Here is a 17,741-nt window from a genome sequence, read left to right as displayed (position 1 = left end):
ATGCAATTATTGGTGATTTTCTTCAATTTTGTCCGACCAAAGGGTGCTTTATGCCAAAAGTCGAACTGGATGCCATCGACATCAGGATCCTTCGGGCTCTGCAGGCCAACGGCAAGATCACCGTCAACGAACTTGCCGATCAGGTCGGGTTGTCGGCATCGCCCTGCGCCCGCCGGATACGCCTGCTCGAAGAGGGGGGCATCATCAAGGGCTACAGCGCGATCGTGGACCAGAAGAAAGTGGGGCTACCGATCAGCGCCTTCGCCTCGATCAAGCTCGAACGCCAGCGCGAGGAAGATCTCGACCGCTTCGCGCAGGCGGTGGCGAAATGGCCGGAGGTTGTCGACTGCTATCTCATGACCGGCGAGCGCGACTATCTGATGCGCATTGTCGCCGCCGACCTTGAATCCTACGAGCAGTTTCTCAAACAAAAGCTCACACGCCTCAATGGCGTCGCCTCCATCGAAACGAGCTTCGCCCTCGGCCAGGTCAAACGCTCGGAAGTCCTGCCGATCGGCTAAACGTTCGCCGCCTTTTGGGCGCACAGGATAAAGCGGCGATAAACAAGAGTCCGCAGCCTGTCGCGCAAATTGGCATTCCGCCGCTGCGCGGCGGCGATCGGCGCGTGCGAAAGAATTGTGAAATTCGTGAAACCCGCCTGACGCAACAACGGCATCAACCGTTCTTGCGTCAGCCCGCTGCCAAAGGGCAGGTTCGCCATGATTTGCGCGTGCCGGCTGCCGAGCGCGCTATCGTAATGGGTGTCTGGCCCGTACCACCGATCGAGCAGCGCAATAAGCCGCGCCGCAAGCCCGCCGCGACGCGTCGGCGTCGCCCAATCGCCATCGAACACCAGAAGCTTGCCGCCCGGTTTGAGCAAAGCGTGCCATTCGGCAAACGCCTTTTCGGGCTCCGTCAACGTCCAAACGAGGTGGCGGCAGACAATGGCGTCATAGCTTCCGAGCGGCTCCATCGGCCTTTCCGCATCGGCCAGCAAAAATCGCAAGCGCGCCTTGCCGGTATGCTTGCGCCGTGCGACCGCGAGCATGTGCTCCGAAAAATCGAGCGCCGTCACGTGGTGACCAAGATCATGAATGAGGCGGGTCACTTCGCCCGTCCCGCAAGCAAGCTCGAGAAAACGTCGTGGCGTGCGGCCGAGGACATTGCGGATGGGCTTTTGCCAGGCGTCGAATTCCGGTCCGGGCGGAATACGATGCCCGAAGGCGAGATCGAAGGTCTCCGAACGTTTCGACCAATAATCGCGGATCTCTTCTTTGAGATGATGGTTTGCGGTCACGATCAGTCCAACAGATATTGAACGTGGCTGCGCCCGTGCAGGTTCGAGCGCTCCACATGCACCTTCACGCCGAACACGTCGGCGATGAGCTCCGGCGTGAGCACCGCTTCGGGTGTGCCCGCTGCCACGACTTTGCCGTGCTGCAAAACCGCGAGATTGTCGCAAAACATGGCAGCGAGGTTGAGATCGTGCAGGGCAACGATGCTCGTCACCGGCAGGCCGGCGATCAATTGGAGAAGGTCAAGCTGGTGACGGATGTCGAGATGATTGGTCGGCTCGTCGAGGAGCAATTCGGTCGGCGTTTGCGCGAGGGCTCGGGCAATTTGGACCCGCTGCCGCTCGCCGCCCGACAAAGTGTGCCAAAGCTGATGCGCCTTGTCGGCAAGACCGGTATATTTCAACGCCTCCTGAACCGACGTGTCATCGCGCATCGTCCAGGGCGCCAGCCGGCCGCGGTGGGGCGTGCGCCCCAAACGGATGACCTCCAGGACCGTCACATCGGCATCCGTCGCCGACTGTTGTTCGACGAACGCCAAGCGCCGCGCGAGGTCGTGACGCGTGATGGCGCGAATATCCGTGTCGCCCAGGGTAATAATTCCGCTCTTCACCTGCCGCAAACGGCAGATCAGACGCAACAGGCTCGATTTGCCCGATCCGTTCGGCCCGAGCAGCCCTAGCATTTTGCCGGGCGGAGCGTGCAACGTCACGCCATCGACGATCAAGGTCTTGCCGCTCGCCCAGGAGACGTCCTCGACGCCGATGCTCATGGCGCCCTCCGCACCCGGTAGAGAATGATGGCAAAAGCGGGCGCGCCGAACAGCGCCGTGACGACACCGATCGGCAGGATTTGTTGCGGAATGAGAATGCGTGAAAGAATGTCGGCAATGACCATGAAGATCGCCCCAACCAAAGCGGACACAGGCAGCAGCCGCATATGGCCTGGGCCGACCAAAAAGCGCGCGGCGTGCGGGATGACGAGGCCGATGAACCCGATACAGCCGACGATACTGACCATCGCCGCGGTCATGAGTGCCGTAAGGCCGAGCAGTACGATCCGCACGCGCTGCACGTGCACGCCGAGCGTCGCGGCGGCATCCGCGCCGAAGGTAAACGCGTCCAACGTGCGGGCATAAAGCATCACCACGATGAAGCTTGCGCAAGCGACCGGCGCGGCAAGAAAAACGTCGGGCCATCGCACGCCGCTCAGGCTGCCAAGCAGCCAGAACATCACGCCGCGCGCCTGTTCGGCATTGGCCGACGTCGTGACGATGTAAGAGGTCAAGGCGTTGAACAATTGCGAGCCGGCAACGCCCGAGAGAATAATGCGCTCGGCTCCGCCGCCCGCACCGGCCGCCAGCAACGACACCAGGAAAAACGCCAGCACGGCACCCAGAAAAGCGCCGGCGGGCAAAGTCAGGAGACCGGACCCAAATCCGAGGATCATGATGGCGACGGCGCCCGTCGAGGCACCAGCCGACACGCCGAGCACGTAGGGCTCGGCGAGCGGATTGCGCAGAAGCGCCTGCAATACAACGCCGGATAAAGCCAGCGCCGCCCCGGCGCTTGCCGCCACCAGTGCTCTGCTCAGCCGATAATCCCAAATCACGCCCTCGTGGATGCGGTTCAACGTGAAATGCGTGCCAAAGGCATGATTGGCGATCGATTGCGCGATCGTCGCCAAGGGAATGGTGATGTCGCCGATGGAAATGGCCAAGCCGATCACGAGGGCGAGCAGGAGAAGAGCGACAAGGACAAGCCCTGTGAGGCCAATTCTGCTGTTCGCCGTCACGCGCGGCATGGGCATGACGCTCATTTTGGCGGCTCAGCGGCTTTGAGCGCCTTGGCGAGAATCTCAATACCGTCGATGGTCCGAATGGTCGGATTCATGTCCTGCGCATCCATGAGAACGATATGGCTGTTCTTGACCGCGCTCAACTGGCTCACCACCGGATCTGTCTTCAGAAAGTCAAGCTTCACCGCCGGATTGTCAGCGGCGTAGCGGTGGCGGCTCATGGTCGCGATGACGATCACGGCCGGATCCGCCTGCGCGATCGTTTCCCAGCCGACAAGCGGCCATTCGTCTTCGGTCGTTACCACATTCTTGGCACCAACCGTTTTCAGAATGTAGGCGGGAGCGCTGTTCTTGCCGGCGATATAGGCGTCGCCCTGTACTTCCTTGCTGGAGAACCAAAATACAACCGGCAGGTTCTTCGGGACGTCGCCAACCGACGCGACCGCAGCGGCTTCGCGCTGCTTTAAGCTGGCAATGAGTTTGTCGCCGCGATCCTGCACGTCGAAGATTTGCGCGAGCTCGCCGATCTCCTGATAGACGAGATCCATCGTGAAAAGCTCTTTGCGAACGCCGTCGCCATTGCTGCCGTTCACCTTCGCGACGCAATCGGCGGGCGACACATAGGCATTGATGCCGAGCGCATTGAATTGTTCGCGCTTGCCGACCGCCCCTTGCGGCCCAACGTGCCATTCAAACTCGGCGGCGACCAGATCGGGAGTCTGTCCGACCACCGCCTCGAAACTCGGGTCGTTGTCGGCAAGGCGCGTGATCTTGGCGTTTGCGTCGGCATATTGCGGCAGAACCGGTCCCACCCATACGGCAGTGCCGACGATTTTATCGGCAAGGCCGAGCGAGAACAGCACTTCAGTCATGCCCTGGCCGATGGAGACGACCTTGTTGGGCGCCTTGTCGAAGGTGACGGATTGCCCGCAATTGGTGATTGTCAGCGGATATTTGGTCGACTGCGCAAAAGCCGTTTGTGTGAAAGAGGCGGCGAGGCACATGCCGACGACCCAGCCGGCAAAAGATTTGCTATGAGTTGTTGCTGTGGACATTTCGTTCCCCGAACAAGAGTAGACAGGCAGATGGGCGCATGGGATGCGCCCGCGATCAGTCGATCCGCTTGACGGGAAGAACGGCCTTGGGAGAACGATTTGCGCCCTCGGCGCAGAAAACCTGTTTCATATTATCTCCTGCCCCGGCATCCCCGCCGGCAAAAATGTGCGCTGTTTGCGGCGCAAAAGGATCGCGACGGCAGGTCTCCTGGCTCACGGACAAAAGCTTTTCATCTGCCTTCCCACGTGACGGTTTAAAGCCGGCTAGCAGTGGCATGGCGCCGCTTGAAGGCGCCCAGGCCGCAAGATGCGACCATGGATGTCGGGCAATCCGCTGACAGTTGCGGGGGCAGCCACGGAGTCTGCGCGAGGCATCACCGTGTTCCCTTTTGATCCCCGAAGGGAACCGTCAAATCCCGTGTAACAGTGGCCATATCGGCGGTCAATAGAGGCTTACACGCCGATCTCAAGCCGGATATGAGGCCGACGTCCGTTACGGTCATCCCGATCCGCCTCGGTAAAATGGTCAGGAGTCAGCGCAAAACGAAACGCGGCGCCGTCGAAATGACGGCGCCGCGGGGCGCGACTTCAAGTCATGCAGCCAGTTGGTCCGCCGTTCGGCGGCCTCAAAGGGCGTCGATCAGGTCGTCGATCTTGATCGGAAAATGGCGGACGCGTTTGCCCGTTGCATGCCAAACGGCATTCGCAATGGCGCCGGCCGAACCGGTGATGCCGATTTCGCCCACGCCCTTGATGCCGAGCGCGTTCACATAAGGATCATATTCCTCGATCATGAGCGCTTCCATGGCCGGCACGTCGGCATTGACCGGCACGTGGTATTCCGCGAGATCGGCATTCAGGATGCGGCCGGAGCGGCGGTCGATGATCGCGTGCTCGTGCAGCGCGAAGGACATGCCCCAGATCATCCCGCCCAAATACTGGCTCTGTACCATGCGCGGATTGATCACCCGGCCCGCCGCAAACGCGCCGACAAGCCGCGTCACCCGGATCTGACCCAAATCGGGGTCGACCTTCACTTCGGCGAACACCGCGCCGTGGGCGTGCATGGCATAATTCGCCTGGGCCGCAGGATCGCTCGCGCTTTTGCCGCGCGCCTCGATTTCCTTGAGGCCGGCGCGGGTCAGAATATCGACATAGCTCTCGCTGCGGCTCTCGTCGTCCCGGCGGAACAGGCGCCCGCTGCGCGCCACGACACCCGCATTGCCTGCACCGAACAGCGGCGAGCGCTTATCATCCGTTGCGAGCGCAGCCAGCTTGGCGATCACCGCCGCGCCGGCATTGTGAATCGCCATGCCTGCGGTCGCGGTATGGGCCGAGCCGCCGGCAATGCCGGCATCCGGCAGATCCGAGGTCCCCGCCCTGAGCTCGACACGATCGAGATCGAGGCCAAGCCCGTCGGCGCTGATTTGCGTGAACGCCGTCCAGGCCCCCTGCCCCATGTCTTCAGCACCGGTCTCCATCAGGCCGGTGCCGTCGTCCCGCAGAACGGCGCGTGCCTCGCCTTGGAACATCAGCGCAGGAAACACGGCGGTGCCCATGCCCCAGCCGACGCGGAATCCCGCCTCGTCGCGCATCTGGCCGGGCGCCAGCGGCCGCTTGGCCCAGCCGAAACGCTCGGAGGCTTGCGCATAGCATTCGCGCAGGGCTTTCGACGAAAACGGCTTGCCGGAAATCGGCTCGACCTCGGCGTAATTCTTCAGACGGAAGGCGAGCGGATCCATGCCGCAGGCATAAGCTGCTTCGTCGATGGCGCTTTCGAGCGCGATCGAGCCCGTCGCCTCGCCGGGCGCACGCATGAAGAGCGGCGTGCCGGTGTCCAAGCGTACCGCCTCGTGCGACGTCGCGATCGCCGGACTCGCGTAAAGCGTATGCGCCACATCGGCCGCCGGTTCGAAGAAATCGTCGAAAGTGCTGGATGCGACCTTCGCGTGATGGCTGAGCGCGGTTAGCACGCCCGTGCCATCGACGCCGATGCGGACGGTCTGGCGGCTGGGCGAGCGATGCCCGACCGGCCCATACATCTGCTCGCGCCGCAGTACGAGTTTGACCGGCTTGCCAACCAGCTTCGCCGCCATCATGCCAAGGATCTGCGGGCCCGAGATCATGCCCTTCGAGCCAAAGCCGCCGCCGAGATAGGGACTGCGGATATGGATATTTTCCGGCGAAATCCCGAACAGGCCGGCGATCCGCATCTGCGCAAAAACAAACCCCTGGCTCGGCGTGTCGATCGACAATTTGTCGCCGTCCCAGTTCGCGACGATGGCATGCGGCTCGATGGGATTGTGATATTGCGCCGGCGTTTCATACGTGGCCTCAATACGCTGCACGGCTTGCGCCAATCCGGCCTCGACGTCGCCATGATTGTGCACGGCAGGAGCGCCGACGCCGACCGCGGCGGGAACAAAACTTTCATTCGCGTCGAGATCGGCCCGGGCCGGCTCCGTCTCATAGCGCGGCGCGAGCAGCGCCGCCCCTTCTGTCGCGGCTTCGAGGGTTTGCGCGATCACGACCGCAATCGCCTGATTGGCATAGCGCACCTGATCGTCCTGGAGCAGATCGACCCGAAACATGAACGGATTGTTTTTCTCGTGCGGGTGCATGGCGAGCGCCGGCTTATGCGTCGGCGTCATGACGTCGACGACACCGGCATGGGCTTTCGCCGCCGCAACATCGAGAGAGGCCACGCGGCCGCGCGCGACGGTGCTGACCGCGATGACGGCATAAAGCATTCCGGCGGGATGATTGTCGGCCGCATAACGGGCCTTGCCGGTGACTTTCATGGCGCCTTCGTGACGGGTGTTCGGTTGACCGATGTTCGAGCCGTGCCGGGCATAGGCCGGATTGCGGGTAAGGCTGATCTCAGGCATCGTGGAGCGCTCCTGGAACGGAGGAGAAGGGCGAACCGGGCAGCGCGGGAACACGCGACGGCGTTCCGCTTGCGGCCTCGGCAAGGGCGCGCACAAGGATTTTCCGCGCGAGGTCGATCTTGAAGCGGTTGTCGCCTGAGGGCTTCGCCTCCGCGAGCGCAGCATGCGCCGCCTTTTGGAAGATCTCCGCACGCGGTTTGGCGCCGATGAGGATCGCTTCGGCGGCACGGGTACGCCACGGTTTTGCGGCGACGCCGCCGAGCGCCAAGCGCGCCTGACGGATCGCGCCATCTTCGAGACGTAGCGCCGCCGCAGCGGAGACGATCGCAAACGCATAAGACGTGCGCTCGCGCAGCTTCAGATAGCGCGCATGGGCGGCGAAAGACCGCGCTTCGGCCGGAAGCCGGACCGCCGTGATGAGATCGCCCGGCTCGAGTTCGTTCTCGCGATCGGGCGCTTCGCCCGGCAGGCGGTAAAACGCCTCAAGGGCGATCTCGCGCTTGCCGCTCCGGCCAGTGACTTCCACGACCGCATCGAGCGCGACCAATGGTACACAGAAATCGGAAGGATGGGTGGCAATGCATGCCTCGCTCCACCCCAAGACCGCATGCAGCCGGTTTTCGCCGGCGCGCGCATCACAGCCTGAACCCGGCATGCGCTTGTTGCAGGCGCTGGCCGGATCGTAAAAATAGGCGCAACGGGTGCGCTGCATCAGATTGCCGCCAACTGTCGCGGCATTGCGCAACTGCGCTGACGCGCCCGAAAGCAACGCCTCCGCAACAGCCGGATAGGCGCCGGCGAAATCCCGATCGTAAGCGAGCGTGGAATTGCGCACCAGGGCGCCGATTCGCACGCTGCCATCGGACAGATGCTCGATGCGATCGAGTTCGGGCAAATGGGTGATATCCACGAGCCGGTCCGGGCGCGCGGCCCCTGCCTTCATGAGATCGAGAAGATTGGTTCCAGCGGCCAGGTAGACCGAACCCGGTTCGGCCGCAGCGGCCACGGCCTGGTCGAGGCTGGCGGCACGCACGTAATCGAAGCTTTTCATGCTGCGTCCCTCGTCTTGGCGCCGGTTGAATGGGCTTGCGCCTCGAGCACGGCTTCGACAATGCCGTTGTAGGCGCCGCAGCGGCAAAGATTGCCGCTCAATCCTTCACGGATGCGCTCTGGATCGTCGCCCGCCTGCCCCTCCGCAATCAGGCCGATCGCACTCATGATTTGGCCGGGCGTGCAGAAACCGCACTGGAAGCCATCGTGGGCGATAAAGGCGGCTTGCACCGGGTGCAATGTGTCACCGTTCGCGACACCTTCGATCGTGACGAGATCGGCGCCGTCATAACTCAACGCCAGCGCAAGGCAGGAATTGATCCGCTTTCCGTCCGCAAGGATTGTACAAGCGCCGCATTGGCCGCGATCGCAGCCCTTTTTTGTGCCCGTGAGATCGAGACGCTCGCGCAGCAGGTCGAGCAGCGTCGTCCGCGGATCGTCGAGTTCAATCACGCGCTGCTGGCCGTTCACGGTGAGACTGATGGAAAGATTCATATAACGCTCCAATCAGTGATATGGTGGACCGGGCTCGCATGCGCCGACCCGGCCCATCGGCGAAGGTCGACAATCTTATGAATTATGAGCCCGTTTTGGATTTCGCGAGACCGGACAGGCGGTTCGCGCCGGCCGGGTCGATCGGCGGGCGATTTGCAGTTTGGCCCGCCGGGGTATTTATACGGAGGATGCCTCCGTTTTTCAAGAGCTAAAAGAACGGACCGAAAGGAAATGGACAAACAGGTGGTCAAAGCGGTGCGCAAGCCCCGGGCAGATTCGGTCCGCAATCGCGAACGCGTGCTGGAAGCGGCAAAGGCGGTCTTCAGCGCCGGCGGCGGCGATGCAAGCCTGGAAGCCGTGGCACGCCACGCCGGCGTCGGCATCGGCACGCTCTACCGTCATTTCCCGACCCGAGAAGCCCTGTACGAGGCCGTCTACCGGCGCGAGGTCGACCACCTCGCCGAGCTCGCGGACGAATTGGGCGAGATCGCCCCGGTTGAGGCGGTGCGGCAATGGCTCAAATCGAATGTCGAACTCGTCGCGACCAAAAAGGGCATGCTGGCGGCGCTGGCTCTGACCATCAGCAGCTCCTCGGAACTCTACACCTATTCCTATGACCGGCTGACGAAAGCCCTTGGTGCCCTCCTGGACCGCGCCGTTACGGCGGGCGATATCCGCCCGGACATCACGGCGCCGGACTTGCTGCGCGCGCTCATTGGCCTGTGCTACCTGCACGGCCAGCCAGACTGGCGGACGAGCGTCCATCGCCTGGTCGATATTCTGGTCGACGGCCTCCGCTTTCAGCCGCCCGCAAGTCCAACTGCCGCAGCACCGCAGAAGGGTCGTGGCGCCACGCCGAAAAAAAGACCTTCAACGACGAACCCCAGGAGCTCAAAGCCTCGGCCGGCTGCGCGAAAGCGTCCATAGGGCGACTTTTCGGATCTTGCCTCGCCGTCAGCGCGCCGACTGGCGTGCCCGCTGCCGCAAAGGTACTTCAAGCGCCAGCACGCCAGCTACAGCCCATGCTGCATAGGCCGCTACGAAAATCACACTGCGGAAACTCGTGGCGCTGGCGATGAACCCCATCGCCATGCTGCCGACCATATTGCCGGCCGCGTAGCTGTTCGCGTAAACCGCCGTCGCACGCCCCGGCCTGTCCGGCTCGAAGCTTTGACAGTAGGTGACGGCGACGCCGGCGAACAGGCCGTAATAGATCCCGTCCAGAGCCGAAACAGCGATCAGTTCGGCAAGGGACGAGATTTCGGCATAAAGCACCATGGTCGTCACCGCGATGAGAGCAGCGCCTATGAGCACGCGGCGGATACCGATACGGTCGACGAGCGCCGACGATGAGAAAATCGTAAACAATTCGAGAAAGCACTTGATCGACAAGTGCAGGCCAGGTGCGTAGGCGGGCAGATGCACGTCCTGAATGAAGTACATCGGCATGGCCGATTCGAACAAAGCCGTGACCAGCACGAACATTAGACAGATGAGTGCGGCAAGCATGAGGCCCCAGTTTATGTCGTTCGCCTGCGTGTTCGACTTGCGGTGCTGGTCGGCACGGAAGTCGGCGGGAACAAACCAAACCAGCAGCGCGAGCCACACAACGCCCAACACCGCCGACGCGGCGAAAGCCGGCCCGAATCCATAAGCACCGATCAGCGTGAACGACAAAGCCGGACCGATCATCCACGCCAAAGAGATCGCCGCCCTGAGCCAGGAATTCGCTCGAGCGACAGGGACGCGGGCGCGCTCCGCCGCGACCCGGCCAAAAGCAAAGGTCGTGCTCATGCCGGTGCTGGCAATACCCATCAAAGGTGCGACGACGACAAGCAGGATCGTGAGGCCATGGGCCACGATGAGCATGAGCGCTGCGGCGCAATAGGCTCCGCCAGCGGCAAGCAGCAGCCGGAGCACGATGGCCCCTTTGTCAAATTGGCCGCCGGTCCAACGGTTCAATGCGAATGTGATCGCCGTCACCAATCCGTTGTAGATGCCGACCGTCCAGGCCGATTCGCCAAGCTCGTCGATCATGAAATAGCCCATGACCGGGACGAGCGCCGACATGCACGTGCCGCTGATCAGCAAGAGCAGCGAGATTTGCAGAGTCTGCTTGGGAGGAAAGAGTTGGGAAATCATCGGCGAGCCTGAGAGAACGCGGACCGCCCCAGCGAATCGTGGGCCTCCATTTTAGAATGTCGCGGCGCCCCTGCGTAGACGACGACGCATCGTAACTGAATTGCAAAGAGTGCGGGCCAACTGATTTTTGGAACTTGTTGCCACCCTCGGCAGGCGTTTTACCGCGCTGCTTCAAGCGTTGCAGGGGCGAGTACCGCAGCGACTTCCTCCGCCGCACGCAGGCCGCTTGCGTAGGCGCCATGCGCGGTCGAAAAATCGTAAGTGTGGGTCGCCTCGCCGGCAAAGAAAATGCGCTGCTCGCAAGGCCGCGCGAGATCGCGCCGTGCAGCGGCTTGACCGGGAAGCGCATGGCTGTAGGCGCCGCCGATATAGGTCATCCGGCTCCAGCCCGACGCAATGAGCGGCCGCAAGCGGCGCCGAACATCCGCGCCGAGCAGCGCGGTCAACTGGTCGAGAGCGAAAGCGAAGGCGGCGGCGGGCCCCTCGTCCGCGACGATCCCGGCCCCGGCGGCCCCGAGAAAACATTCGACCACCGGCCGGTCCAGCGGGCGGATATAATAGGCGCCGGTGCGGCGATCATGCGGATTGCCGAAGAGATGCGTTTCCGCCGCCAGGAAATTGTCGCCGAGGATCTCGAAGAACAGCTTCTCGTCACGCCCGAGCGGCAGGCGCGTCGCGGCATGCCGCCACGGATCGAGCACTGAGGGCAGCCGCATCGCCGATCCGGCCAGGACGGCGGTGGAAGCGGTCAGAATCGCCGCCCGGGCGCGAAGCGTGCCGCCCGCCGTCGTCAAGGCCACGCCTCCTGCTTCCAGCGCCACCGCATCGACCGGCGTCGAGAGATAGAGGTTGATCGGGCTTGGCAAGCTCGCGGCGATCAACGTGCCGTAACCGGCCAGTACCCGCCAATTCTGATCGGTCGCATGGTCGTCGTAGGTCAAATAGTCGGTGATCGAAATCCGTTCCAGTTCGGCCCCGTTGATGAAGCCGCTGATCGCTTGAATGTAACCGTTCCACTTGCCGCCTGGTTCCAGGGCGTCTGCAGCGCAATCGCTCGGCGGCGGCGCCGTTTCGAGACGCTCATGCCAAGCGGCCATGGCTGCGCGGGCCGCCGCTTGTTCGCTTGGCGAGAATCCCAGATCCCGATATTGCGTGCCCCAGGCCGGCGTCCGGCGGTCGATCGCGAAGCCCGCCGCTTCCGCGATTGTCGTCCACGGATTGCGCTCGGCCGAATGCAGCCAGCCGCAGCCAAGATCGAGGGCCAAACCGGCAACGGAATGTGTCCAGCCTCGGCCACCGATCCGCGCGCTCGCCTCCAGCACCGCGACCGAGAATCCCAGGCCGGCGAGCCGGCGGGCCGCGGCAACGCCGGCAGCCCCCGCCCCAATAATCGCAACATCAAAATCCACAGGCATGGTTCTTCCGCCGATTCCTAAAAATCCAGCCTCGTTATAGGGGTGGCGGCCGCTCGGGGCGAGGCCGATCGCGTTGGAATGGCCGCCATGCACCGAATTTCACGCGGCGCGGCTTGGCGGATCGGTCGCAAAACGCAAAGATTGTCCGCGCCCAAGATGGAGACCAAGGAATGGACAGCGAAGAACTGGAGCTGCGTCGCGAGATCATCGCGCAATGCCGGTGGATGAATGCGAACGCGCTCAATCAGGGAACGTCAGGCAATATTTCCGCCCGCTGCCGCGACCGCATGCTGATCACACCCTCGGCCGTCCCTTACGACGATATGACGCCGGAGATGATTGCCGCCATGCCGCTCGACCGCGCGACGGATGAATGGCAAGGCCCGCTCAAACCATCGACAGAATGGCGGTTCCATCGCGATATTCTACGGGCGCGGCCCGATGGCGCCGCCGTGGTGCACACCCACGCCAATTACTGCACGATCCTGGCGATCGCGCGCAAATCGATCCCCGCGATCCATTATATGATCGCGGCTTTCGGCGGTCCCGAGATCCGCTGCGCGCCCTATGCCCGCTACGGCACGCAGGCCCTGTCAGACAATGTGCTGGTGGCACTGGAAAACCGCAACGGCTGCCTTCTTGCCAATCACGGCATGATCACCGTCGGCTCCAGCCTGCCGAAGGCCATGTGGCTCGCCAACGAGCTCGAATGCCTGGCGCGGCAATATTACCATAGCCTGCTGATCGGCACGCCCTTCATCCTGCCAGATCAGGAAATCGCCGAAGTCATGGAAAGCTTCAAAAGCTACGGCTTGCAGGACAAAAAGGATTAGCGCCGGACGCTCCGGCGGCTATGGCCGCAAGGGTCTCCGTCACGCTTCGTCCACACGGCGCAACCGGACGATCACATCGATTCCGGCAATGGCAAAACCTGCCGGCGCCGTCGGCATTTCCGTAAGGGCCAGAGCCATTTCCGGCACATCGATGATGCGCCCTTCTCCCTCCACCACGAAATGGTGGTGCTCCTGCACATTGGTGTCGAAATAGGCGCGGTCGGCCGCCATATGCACCTGGCGCAAAAGCCCCGCGTCGGTAAATTGCCGCAGGGTGTTGTAAACGGTCGCCTGCGACAGGCCAGCGCGCGCCTTGGTCGCCTCTTCGAACAGATCCTCGGCGCAGACATGACGATGCGCCCGGCCGAACAGCATCCAGCCCAACAGCACCCGCTGCCGCGTTGGCCGCAATCCGGCGCTGCGCAACTTGTCCCTCACTTCGCTTAAAGGACAGCCGCTGAGACTGGTTTGTGTGGGCAATGAACTAGATCGGATGTCACGCATGGAACGGACACGTTTTCATGTGGGAAATCGGCACGGGATCCTCAATCGTTTCGGGGTCAAGGCCCGGACAAAGAGTGCGTTTCCTCTTTCCTATCGATCGGGACAACGGCCTGTCAATTCATATGTTCCGTATTTAGTCTGATTCTAAACTATCGGGTTTTCATCACTGATCTGATCGATCGCTCTATTGACTTGCGTAAAGCAAAACGGCGCTCCGAAGAGCGCCGTCCGTGCCGTAGCGGATGCCTTTCGCCGTCCGATCAAAACTCAAGAACGCGCGCCGGAAGATGAAGTAGAGCGTGCCCGACAACACTATCGCACAAGAAAATATCAGAACCCAGGCGAGCAAGAGATTACGGATCGTCGCGAGGCCGGAGCCGCTGGCGACGATGGCACCCGCCACGTTTTACTATAAACACCGCAAGTGACCCGCAGATGACTCTTATGTGTCGTTCTCCGTCATCTGCCGGCGTATTCGTCCCAATCGGCTCTATGCCTTACGCCCGCCGCGTCCCCATCGGAAACGGCATATAGCCAATGAAGCCGGTGAGTTTCCAAACACCCGCGACTTTGCGCGCGAAATACAAGGTCTGCCAGTTCAAAACGTCTTTCGTGCCGTCAGCCTTGGCGATCGTCCCGTCGAATTTCTTATGCGCGACGGCGATCTCATCGGTTACTTCGATATGCAGAAGGTTCGTCGCGCGGAAAATGCCGGTGCGCAGGTCTTCCGCAAACGCAATCTTGGCCGTCTCGGCGGACTGGCGCAGCCACTCGTCGCGATAGACGTCGAGCGTCGGAAAGCTGACGCGCCAGGTGTCGGGATTGTCGGAGCCCTTGGCGTCGAGCCCCAGAAAGCCGTCGCGGATGAAATCCCCTTCGACCATCGCCCAATCGCTGGCGATAAACGCGTCAATATCGCGATGGACCAGCATATCCCAGATATACCGACGGTCGGGATCGTGCGGGAACGGATTGTCGAGAAAGGACATGCGAACTCCTTGAAAAGGGATGATGGGCAAGCGCCGGAAACGAAGACGGCGCTAATCGACGCGACCGCGCGCCGAGACGGGAACGGCTTCGACGAAATCGTCACCCGAGACGAGATTGACCTTGTCGAAGAGATTGGACACGACGCAGGCGTGATTGGGGATGATGCGCAGCCGATCGCCGATACTCGGGCTTGCGGCACAGGCGGAAAAGTCGATCACGCCATGCTCTTCGCTGAGCGATTTCACGACCGCCTCCGGATAGCCGACGACGTAACCATAGCCGTCCATGCCCAAAAGATCGCTCGTGAGTGCCTTCGACCCCGCATCCACGACGCAGCGCGTCGCGGTGGGACGGCTCACGACCGTGGTCAGCACCGAAAGCGCGCAATCCTCCAAGGTTCCGACACCTTTCGCTGCCTGGTAGCGATCGGAATAAATATAGGTGCCGGGGCGGTAGTCCGTGATCAGCCCCACCCCTTCGTGCGCATGATAAAGATCGGGCGTGCCGCCGGAGGAGACGATGCGCGGCGGCAGGCCGGCATCATTGAGTGCCATCACCGCGTCGCGCAGCCATTGCAGCGCCTCGTGATATTTGCCCGCCGCCGGATAGGTGAAGATTCCGGCGAATTGCAAACCCGGCTGCACCGCAATGAGCCTCGCCAATTCGACCGCTTGTTCGGACGTCGTGACGCCGCAGCGTCCCATGCCTGTGTCGCACTCGACCAGCACGGGCAAATGTTTGGCGGATTCGGCGAAATGCGCCGCATAGCCCTTGATGGTCGCGGCACTGTCCGCACCGACGATGAGGTCAGCTTTGTCCGCCAACGCGCGCAAACGGGCGAGTTTGGGTGCGCCGAGGATATTGTAGGGGATGAGAATGTCGTTGAGCCCTGCCGCCACCATCACCTCGGCCTCGCCGAGCTTTTGGCAGGTGATGCCGATGGAGCCGAGCGCCATCTGCTGCTTGGCGAAGCGCGGCAGCTTGTGGGTCTTGATATGCGGCCGCAACGGCAGATGGTGCGCGCGGGCATAATCGTGCGCGCGCCGCAGATTGGCGTCGACTTTGGCAAGGTCGATCAGCACACATGGGGTTTCCAGCTCTTGCAACGTCATTGCTCAATCCCCGATCGGCAAGCTTGGATCATTGATCTTGAATGTGTTCAGGCTCTGCTTGATCCGCCGCAGGCCCTCGAGCACCGGCGGGCCCATCACGCGGGCGGTTTCGGCCGCGAGAAAATCGACAAGGGTGAGCAACGCGTAACGCGAGGACGACGGCTTGAACAGATTGCCGTCTTCCGGAATCTTGAAGGTGATGGCGATATCGCCAAGCGCGGCGAGCGCCGAGCCGGGCGCGGTCAGAACGATCGTGAACGCGCCGTAGCTCTTGCCGATCTCGACCGCCTCCAACACCGCATGGGCATGGCCGGAAATCGAGAAAGCGATGATCACGGTCTGCTTCGTCGCGACCGAAGCGGTCATGCATTGCAACTCGCCATCGGTATAGGCCGTGACCGGCAAGCCGAGGCGGAACAAACGGTGCTGGGTTTCGAGCGCGGCGATCGAGGACGATCCGCCGGACCCGTAAGTCAGAACCGATGTGGCTTTCGACAGGCGGCGCGCCGCAAGCTCGAATTGTTTGCGGTCGATGCCGCTGCGAATCCGTTCGATCGCTCCGAGCGCGCCGTCGCAAATGAGGTCGAGAGTGGGACGCTCGTCATCGTTGTTCGCGCCGCCGGCAAGATAAGCGCCGCCGATCGCCAAAGCTTGCGCCAGATGGAATTTGAAATCGCGGATCCCGTCGCAGCGCAAGGTACGGCAGAAACGCGTCACGGTCGGTTCGCTGACCTCCGCCTGTTGGGCGAGCTCCATGATCGATGCGCGCGAGGCGAAACCCATGTCGGCCAACACGACTTGCGCGAGGCGCTGATCGGACTTGCTGCCGTTCTCAGCCAATTGCCGAAGCGCTTCGACGATGTCGATCACTCATGCCTCCCCGTTGATGATATTGCGCACAAAACGCAGATTGCCTGCCGTCAGGCCCGCGTCAACTGGTAGAGCGACGCCGGTGACGCCGGTGGCCAAGGGAGAAGCCAAAAAAGCGATCGCCTGCGCAACCTCGTTGGGGGCAACGAGGCGGCCGAGCGGATAATGATCGAGCACTTTGCGGCGCAGATCGGGGTCGCGTTCGAACCGGTGGTCCCAAGCGGGCGTCATGACCGAACCGGGGCAGACCGCATTGGCGCGAATATTCTTGCCGCCATATTCGACCGCGATGGCGCGGATATAGGCGAGGAGTCCGGCTTTTGCCGCCGAATAGGCCGGATTGCCATAATGCGCCAGCGCATTCACCGATGCGACGGCCACGATCGCGCCGCCGCCGCGATCGATCATCGCCGGCAGAAGCGCGTCGATGACCCGATAGGATCCGGTCAGATTGATCGCGAGCTCTTGTTCGAACGCCGCCTCGTCGAGTTGGTCGAAGCGATCGGCCCGCGACCAGCCGGCATTGGAAATGACAATCTCGGGGGCGCCGCGGCGAACCGTCAGGTCACGCAAGGCGCTGCGCACCCCCGCCGCATCGGTGACGTCGAGCACCAATTGGTCGCGCACGGCAGGCACGTCGAGCGGATCGGCGACGCGATCGATCGCCGTCAGGATCGCCCCGGCTTGCGCAAAGAGCGCGAGGAGCGCACGGCCGATACCGCCGCTCGCACCGGTCACGACCACATGCCTGCCCGAGAAATCAAACATCGCGCTCCCCATTTTGCAAAAGATTGGACCGTTTTATGAAAACTAGCAACATTAATTTTGCCACTTGACACTTTTTTTGAAAATTAATTACATCTCGACATCGACCTTTTCACCGCAGGGTTCGTCAATGGCCAAGATCGCATATGGTTCCGCGCATGTTCCGCTCTCCCCGGCCGTTCGCGCCGGCGACTTCATCTACATTTCGGGTCAAGTGCCCACCCTGGCCGACGGCTCGGTCGTCGTAGGTGGCATCGAGGCGCAGACCCGTCGCGTGATGGAGAACATCAGCGCGGCTCTGGCGCTGGCCGGCGCGACGCTGGCCGATGTGGTCAAGACCACGGTTATCCTCGCCGACGCGCGTGAATTCGGCGCGTTCAACAAAGTCTACGGCAGCTATTTCCCGGAGCAGCCTCCGGCCCGGACGACCCTCGAAGCGCGTTTGATGATCGACATCAAAGTCGAGATCGAAGCCATCGCCTATCTGCCGCAAAAATAAGGGACGACCTGGGCCGGTAGCGAGCCTTCGCGCC

The 17,741-nt window shown here is 62.3% G+C and carries 19 protein-coding genes and 1 riboswitch; of the genes, 4 read left to right on the top strand and 15 right to left on the bottom strand.

The genetic code is table 11. The annotated features are described in order from the left end of the window. Positions 1-50 precede the first annotated feature (50 nt). The gene (locus V9T28_RS08750; RefSeq protein ID WP_116398605.1) at positions 51-521 is read left to right on the top strand and encodes an Lrp/AsnC family transcriptional regulator; all 471 of its coding nucleotides are present in this window, start codon (positions 51-53) and stop codon (positions 519-521) included. Here the strand turns inward: V9T28_RS08750 and V9T28_RS08745 are convergent. The 7 genes from V9T28_RS08745 to V9T28_RS08715 all read right to left on the bottom strand — a co-directional run bounded on the left by V9T28_RS08745 (position 518) and on the right by V9T28_RS08715 (position 8,577). Beyond that, positions 518-1,297 (bottom strand): class I SAM-dependent methyltransferase, encoded by a 780-nt coding sequence (locus V9T28_RS08745; protein ID WP_445242158.1) that lies wholly within the window; start codon positions 1,295-1,297, stop codon positions 518-520. The genes V9T28_RS08750 and V9T28_RS08745 overlap by 4 nt on opposite strands. 2 nt (positions 1,298-1,299) lie before the next feature. Next, positions 1,300-2,064, bottom strand: a complete 765-nt coding sequence (locus tag V9T28_RS08740) for an ABC transporter ATP-binding protein (protein ID WP_116398604.1) — start codon at positions 2,062-2,064, stop codon at positions 1,300-1,302. Then, the gene (locus V9T28_RS08735) at positions 2,061-3,101 is read right to left on the bottom strand and encodes a FecCD family ABC transporter permease (protein WP_245423970.1); all 1,041 of its coding nucleotides are present in this window, start codon (positions 3,099-3,101) and stop codon (positions 2,061-2,063) included. The genes V9T28_RS08740 and V9T28_RS08735 overlap by 4 nt, the downstream gene beginning before the upstream one ends. Positions 3,102-3,106: 5 nt before the next feature. After that, complete coding sequence (locus V9T28_RS08730) at positions 3,107-4,093, bottom strand: ABC transporter substrate-binding protein (RefSeq protein ID WP_245423968.1); 987 nt, start codon at positions 4,091-4,093, stop codon at positions 3,107-3,109. Between the two features lie 232 nt (positions 4,094-4,325). After that, positions 4,326-4,570: riboswitch (cobalamin riboswitch) on the bottom strand. Positions 4,571-4,770: 200 nt separating this feature from the next. Beyond that, a complete protein-coding gene (locus V9T28_RS08725; protein WP_116398602.1) occupies positions 4,771-7,032 on the bottom strand; it encodes a xanthine dehydrogenase family protein molybdopterin-binding subunit in 2,262 nt (753 codons plus the stop codon). After that, on the bottom strand, positions 7,025-8,083 hold the full coding sequence (locus V9T28_RS08720) for an FAD binding domain-containing protein (protein WP_116398601.1): 1,059 nt from the start codon (positions 8,081-8,083) through the stop codon (positions 7,025-7,027). Before V9T28_RS08720 ends, V9T28_RS08725 begins: the two co-directional genes overlap by 8 nt. Beyond that, positions 8,080-8,577 carry a (2Fe-2S)-binding protein gene (locus V9T28_RS08715; RefSeq protein WP_116398600.1) on the bottom strand — a complete coding sequence of 166 codons (498 nt, stop codon included), beginning with the start codon at positions 8,575-8,577 and terminating at the stop codon, positions 8,080-8,082. The genes V9T28_RS08720 and V9T28_RS08715 overlap by 4 nt, the downstream gene beginning before the upstream one ends. Before the next feature lie 231 nt (positions 8,578-8,808). Between V9T28_RS08715 and V9T28_RS08710 the strand changes: the two genes are divergently transcribed. Then, on the top strand, positions 8,809-9,504 hold the full coding sequence (locus V9T28_RS08710; RefSeq protein ID WP_116398598.1) for a TetR/AcrR family transcriptional regulator: 696 nt from the start codon (positions 8,809-8,811) through the stop codon (positions 9,502-9,504). 27 nt (positions 9,505-9,531) lie between these two features. Here V9T28_RS08710 and V9T28_RS08705 read toward each other — a convergent pair whose 3' ends face one another. Together V9T28_RS08705 and V9T28_RS08700 are read right to left on the bottom strand one after the other, a co-directional pair. Further along, complete coding sequence (locus tag V9T28_RS08705) at positions 9,532-10,719, bottom strand: MFS transporter (protein ID WP_116398597.1); 1,188 nt, start codon at positions 10,717-10,719, stop codon at positions 9,532-9,534. 158 nt (positions 10,720-10,877) lie between these two features. Further along, positions 10,878-12,128 carry a flavin monoamine oxidase family protein gene (locus V9T28_RS08700; protein ID WP_116399771.1) on the bottom strand — a complete coding sequence of 417 codons (1,251 nt, stop codon included), beginning with the start codon at positions 12,126-12,128 and terminating at the stop codon, positions 10,878-10,880. 176 nt (positions 12,129-12,304) lie between these two features. Between V9T28_RS08700 and V9T28_RS08695 the strand changes: the two genes are divergently transcribed. Then, a complete protein-coding gene (locus tag V9T28_RS08695) occupies positions 12,305-12,967 on the top strand; it encodes a class II aldolase/adducin family protein (protein ID WP_116398596.1) in 663 nt (220 codons plus the stop codon). A gap of 39 nt (positions 12,968-13,006) precedes the next feature. On the opposite strand, the gene irr is transcribed toward V9T28_RS08695, so the two are convergent. The 6 genes from irr to V9T28_RS08665 all read right to left on the bottom strand — a co-directional run bounded on the left by irr (position 13,007) and on the right by V9T28_RS08665 (position 17,211). Beyond that, the gene (gene irr, locus V9T28_RS08690) at positions 13,007-13,393 is read right to left on the bottom strand and encodes a Fur family transcriptional regulator Irr (RefSeq protein ID WP_245423835.1); all 387 of its coding nucleotides are present in this window, start codon (positions 13,391-13,393) and stop codon (positions 13,007-13,009) included. Between the two features lie 262 nt (positions 13,394-13,655). Beyond that, positions 13,656-13,874: a hypothetical protein gene (locus V9T28_RS08685; RefSeq protein ID WP_116398594.1), complete on the bottom strand. Its 219-nt coding sequence runs from the start codon at positions 13,872-13,874 to the stop codon at positions 13,656-13,658. 94 nt (positions 13,875-13,968) lie between these two features. Further along, on the bottom strand, positions 13,969-14,460 hold the full coding sequence (locus tag V9T28_RS08680) for a hypothetical protein (protein ID WP_116398593.1): 492 nt from the start codon (positions 14,458-14,460) through the stop codon (positions 13,969-13,971). A 51-nt stretch (positions 14,461-14,511) separates the two neighbouring features. Further along, entirely contained in the window at positions 14,512-15,573 is a 1,062-nt protein-coding gene (locus tag V9T28_RS08675; RefSeq protein WP_116398592.1) for a D-TA family PLP-dependent enzyme, read from the bottom strand. Between the two features lie 3 nt (positions 15,574-15,576). After that, positions 15,577-16,443, bottom strand: coding sequence for a MurR/RpiR family transcriptional regulator (locus V9T28_RS08670; RefSeq protein WP_245423833.1), 867 nt, complete (start codon positions 16,441-16,443; stop codon positions 15,577-15,579). After that, complete coding sequence (locus tag V9T28_RS08665; RefSeq protein ID WP_245423831.1) at positions 16,444-17,211, bottom strand: SDR family NAD(P)-dependent oxidoreductase; 768 nt, start codon at positions 17,209-17,211, stop codon at positions 16,444-16,446. It abuts the gene before it with no gap. A 127-nt stretch (positions 17,212-17,338) separates the two neighbouring features. On the opposite strand from V9T28_RS08665, the gene V9T28_RS08660 reads away from it, so the two are divergent. After that, positions 17,339-17,707, top strand: a complete 369-nt coding sequence (locus tag V9T28_RS08660; protein WP_116399770.1) for a RidA family protein — start codon at positions 17,339-17,341, stop codon at positions 17,705-17,707. The last annotated feature ends 34 nt before the right edge of the window (positions 17,708-17,741 follow it).

This window comes from Methylovirgula sp. 4M-Z18 (assembly GCF_037890675.1).
GTDB lineage: Bacteria > Pseudomonadota > Alphaproteobacteria > Rhizobiales > Beijerinckiaceae > 4M-Z18.
This window is presented reverse-complemented; position numbering and strand designations above follow the sequence as displayed.

Coding starts and splice junctions, on each gene's coding strand:
- V9T28_RS08730 (WP_245423968.1), bottom strand. CDS start 4,093: ATGTGCCTCGCCGCCTCTTTCACACAAACGGCTTTTGCGCAGTCGACC.
- V9T28_RS08750 (WP_116398605.1), top strand. CDS start 51: ATGCCAAAAGTCGAACTGGATGCCATCGACATCAGGATCCTTCGGGCT.
- V9T28_RS08665 (WP_245423831.1), bottom strand. CDS start 17,211: ATGTTTGATTTCTCGGGCAGGCATGTGGTCGTGACCGGTGCGAGCGGC.
- V9T28_RS08675 (WP_116398592.1), bottom strand. CDS start 15,573: ATGACGTTGCAAGAGCTGGAAACCCCATGTGTGCTGATCGACCTTGCC.
- V9T28_RS08705 (WP_116398597.1), bottom strand. CDS start 10,719: ATGATTTCCCAACTCTTTCCTCCCAAGCAGACTCTGCAAATCTCGCTG.
- V9T28_RS08720 (WP_116398601.1), bottom strand. CDS start 8,083: ATGAAAAGCTTCGATTACGTGCGTGCCGCCAGCCTCGACCAGGCCGTG.
- V9T28_RS08660 (WP_116399770.1), top strand. CDS start 17,339: ATGGCCAAGATCGCATATGGTTCCGCGCATGTTCCGCTCTCCCCGGCC.
- V9T28_RS08710 (WP_116398598.1), top strand. CDS start 8,809: ATGGACAAACAGGTGGTCAAAGCGGTGCGCAAGCCCCGGGCAGATTCG.
- V9T28_RS08725 (WP_116398602.1), bottom strand. CDS start 7,032: ATGCCTGAGATCAGCCTTACCCGCAATCCGGCCTATGCCCGGCACGGC.
- V9T28_RS08695 (WP_116398596.1), top strand. CDS start 12,305: ATGGACAGCGAAGAACTGGAGCTGCGTCGCGAGATCATCGCGCAATGC.
- V9T28_RS08735 (WP_245423970.1), bottom strand. CDS start 3,101: ATGCCCATGCCGCGCGTGACGGCGAACAGCAGAATTGGCCTCACAGGG.
- V9T28_RS08740 (WP_116398604.1), bottom strand. CDS start 2,064: ATGAGCATCGGCGTCGAGGACGTCTCCTGGGCGAGCGGCAAGACCTTG.
- V9T28_RS08680 (WP_116398593.1), bottom strand. CDS start 14,460: ATGTCCTTTCTCGACAATCCGTTCCCGCACGATCCCGACCGTCGGTAT.
- V9T28_RS08715 (WP_116398600.1), bottom strand. CDS start 8,577: ATGAATCTTTCCATCAGTCTCACCGTGAACGGCCAGCAGCGCGTGATT.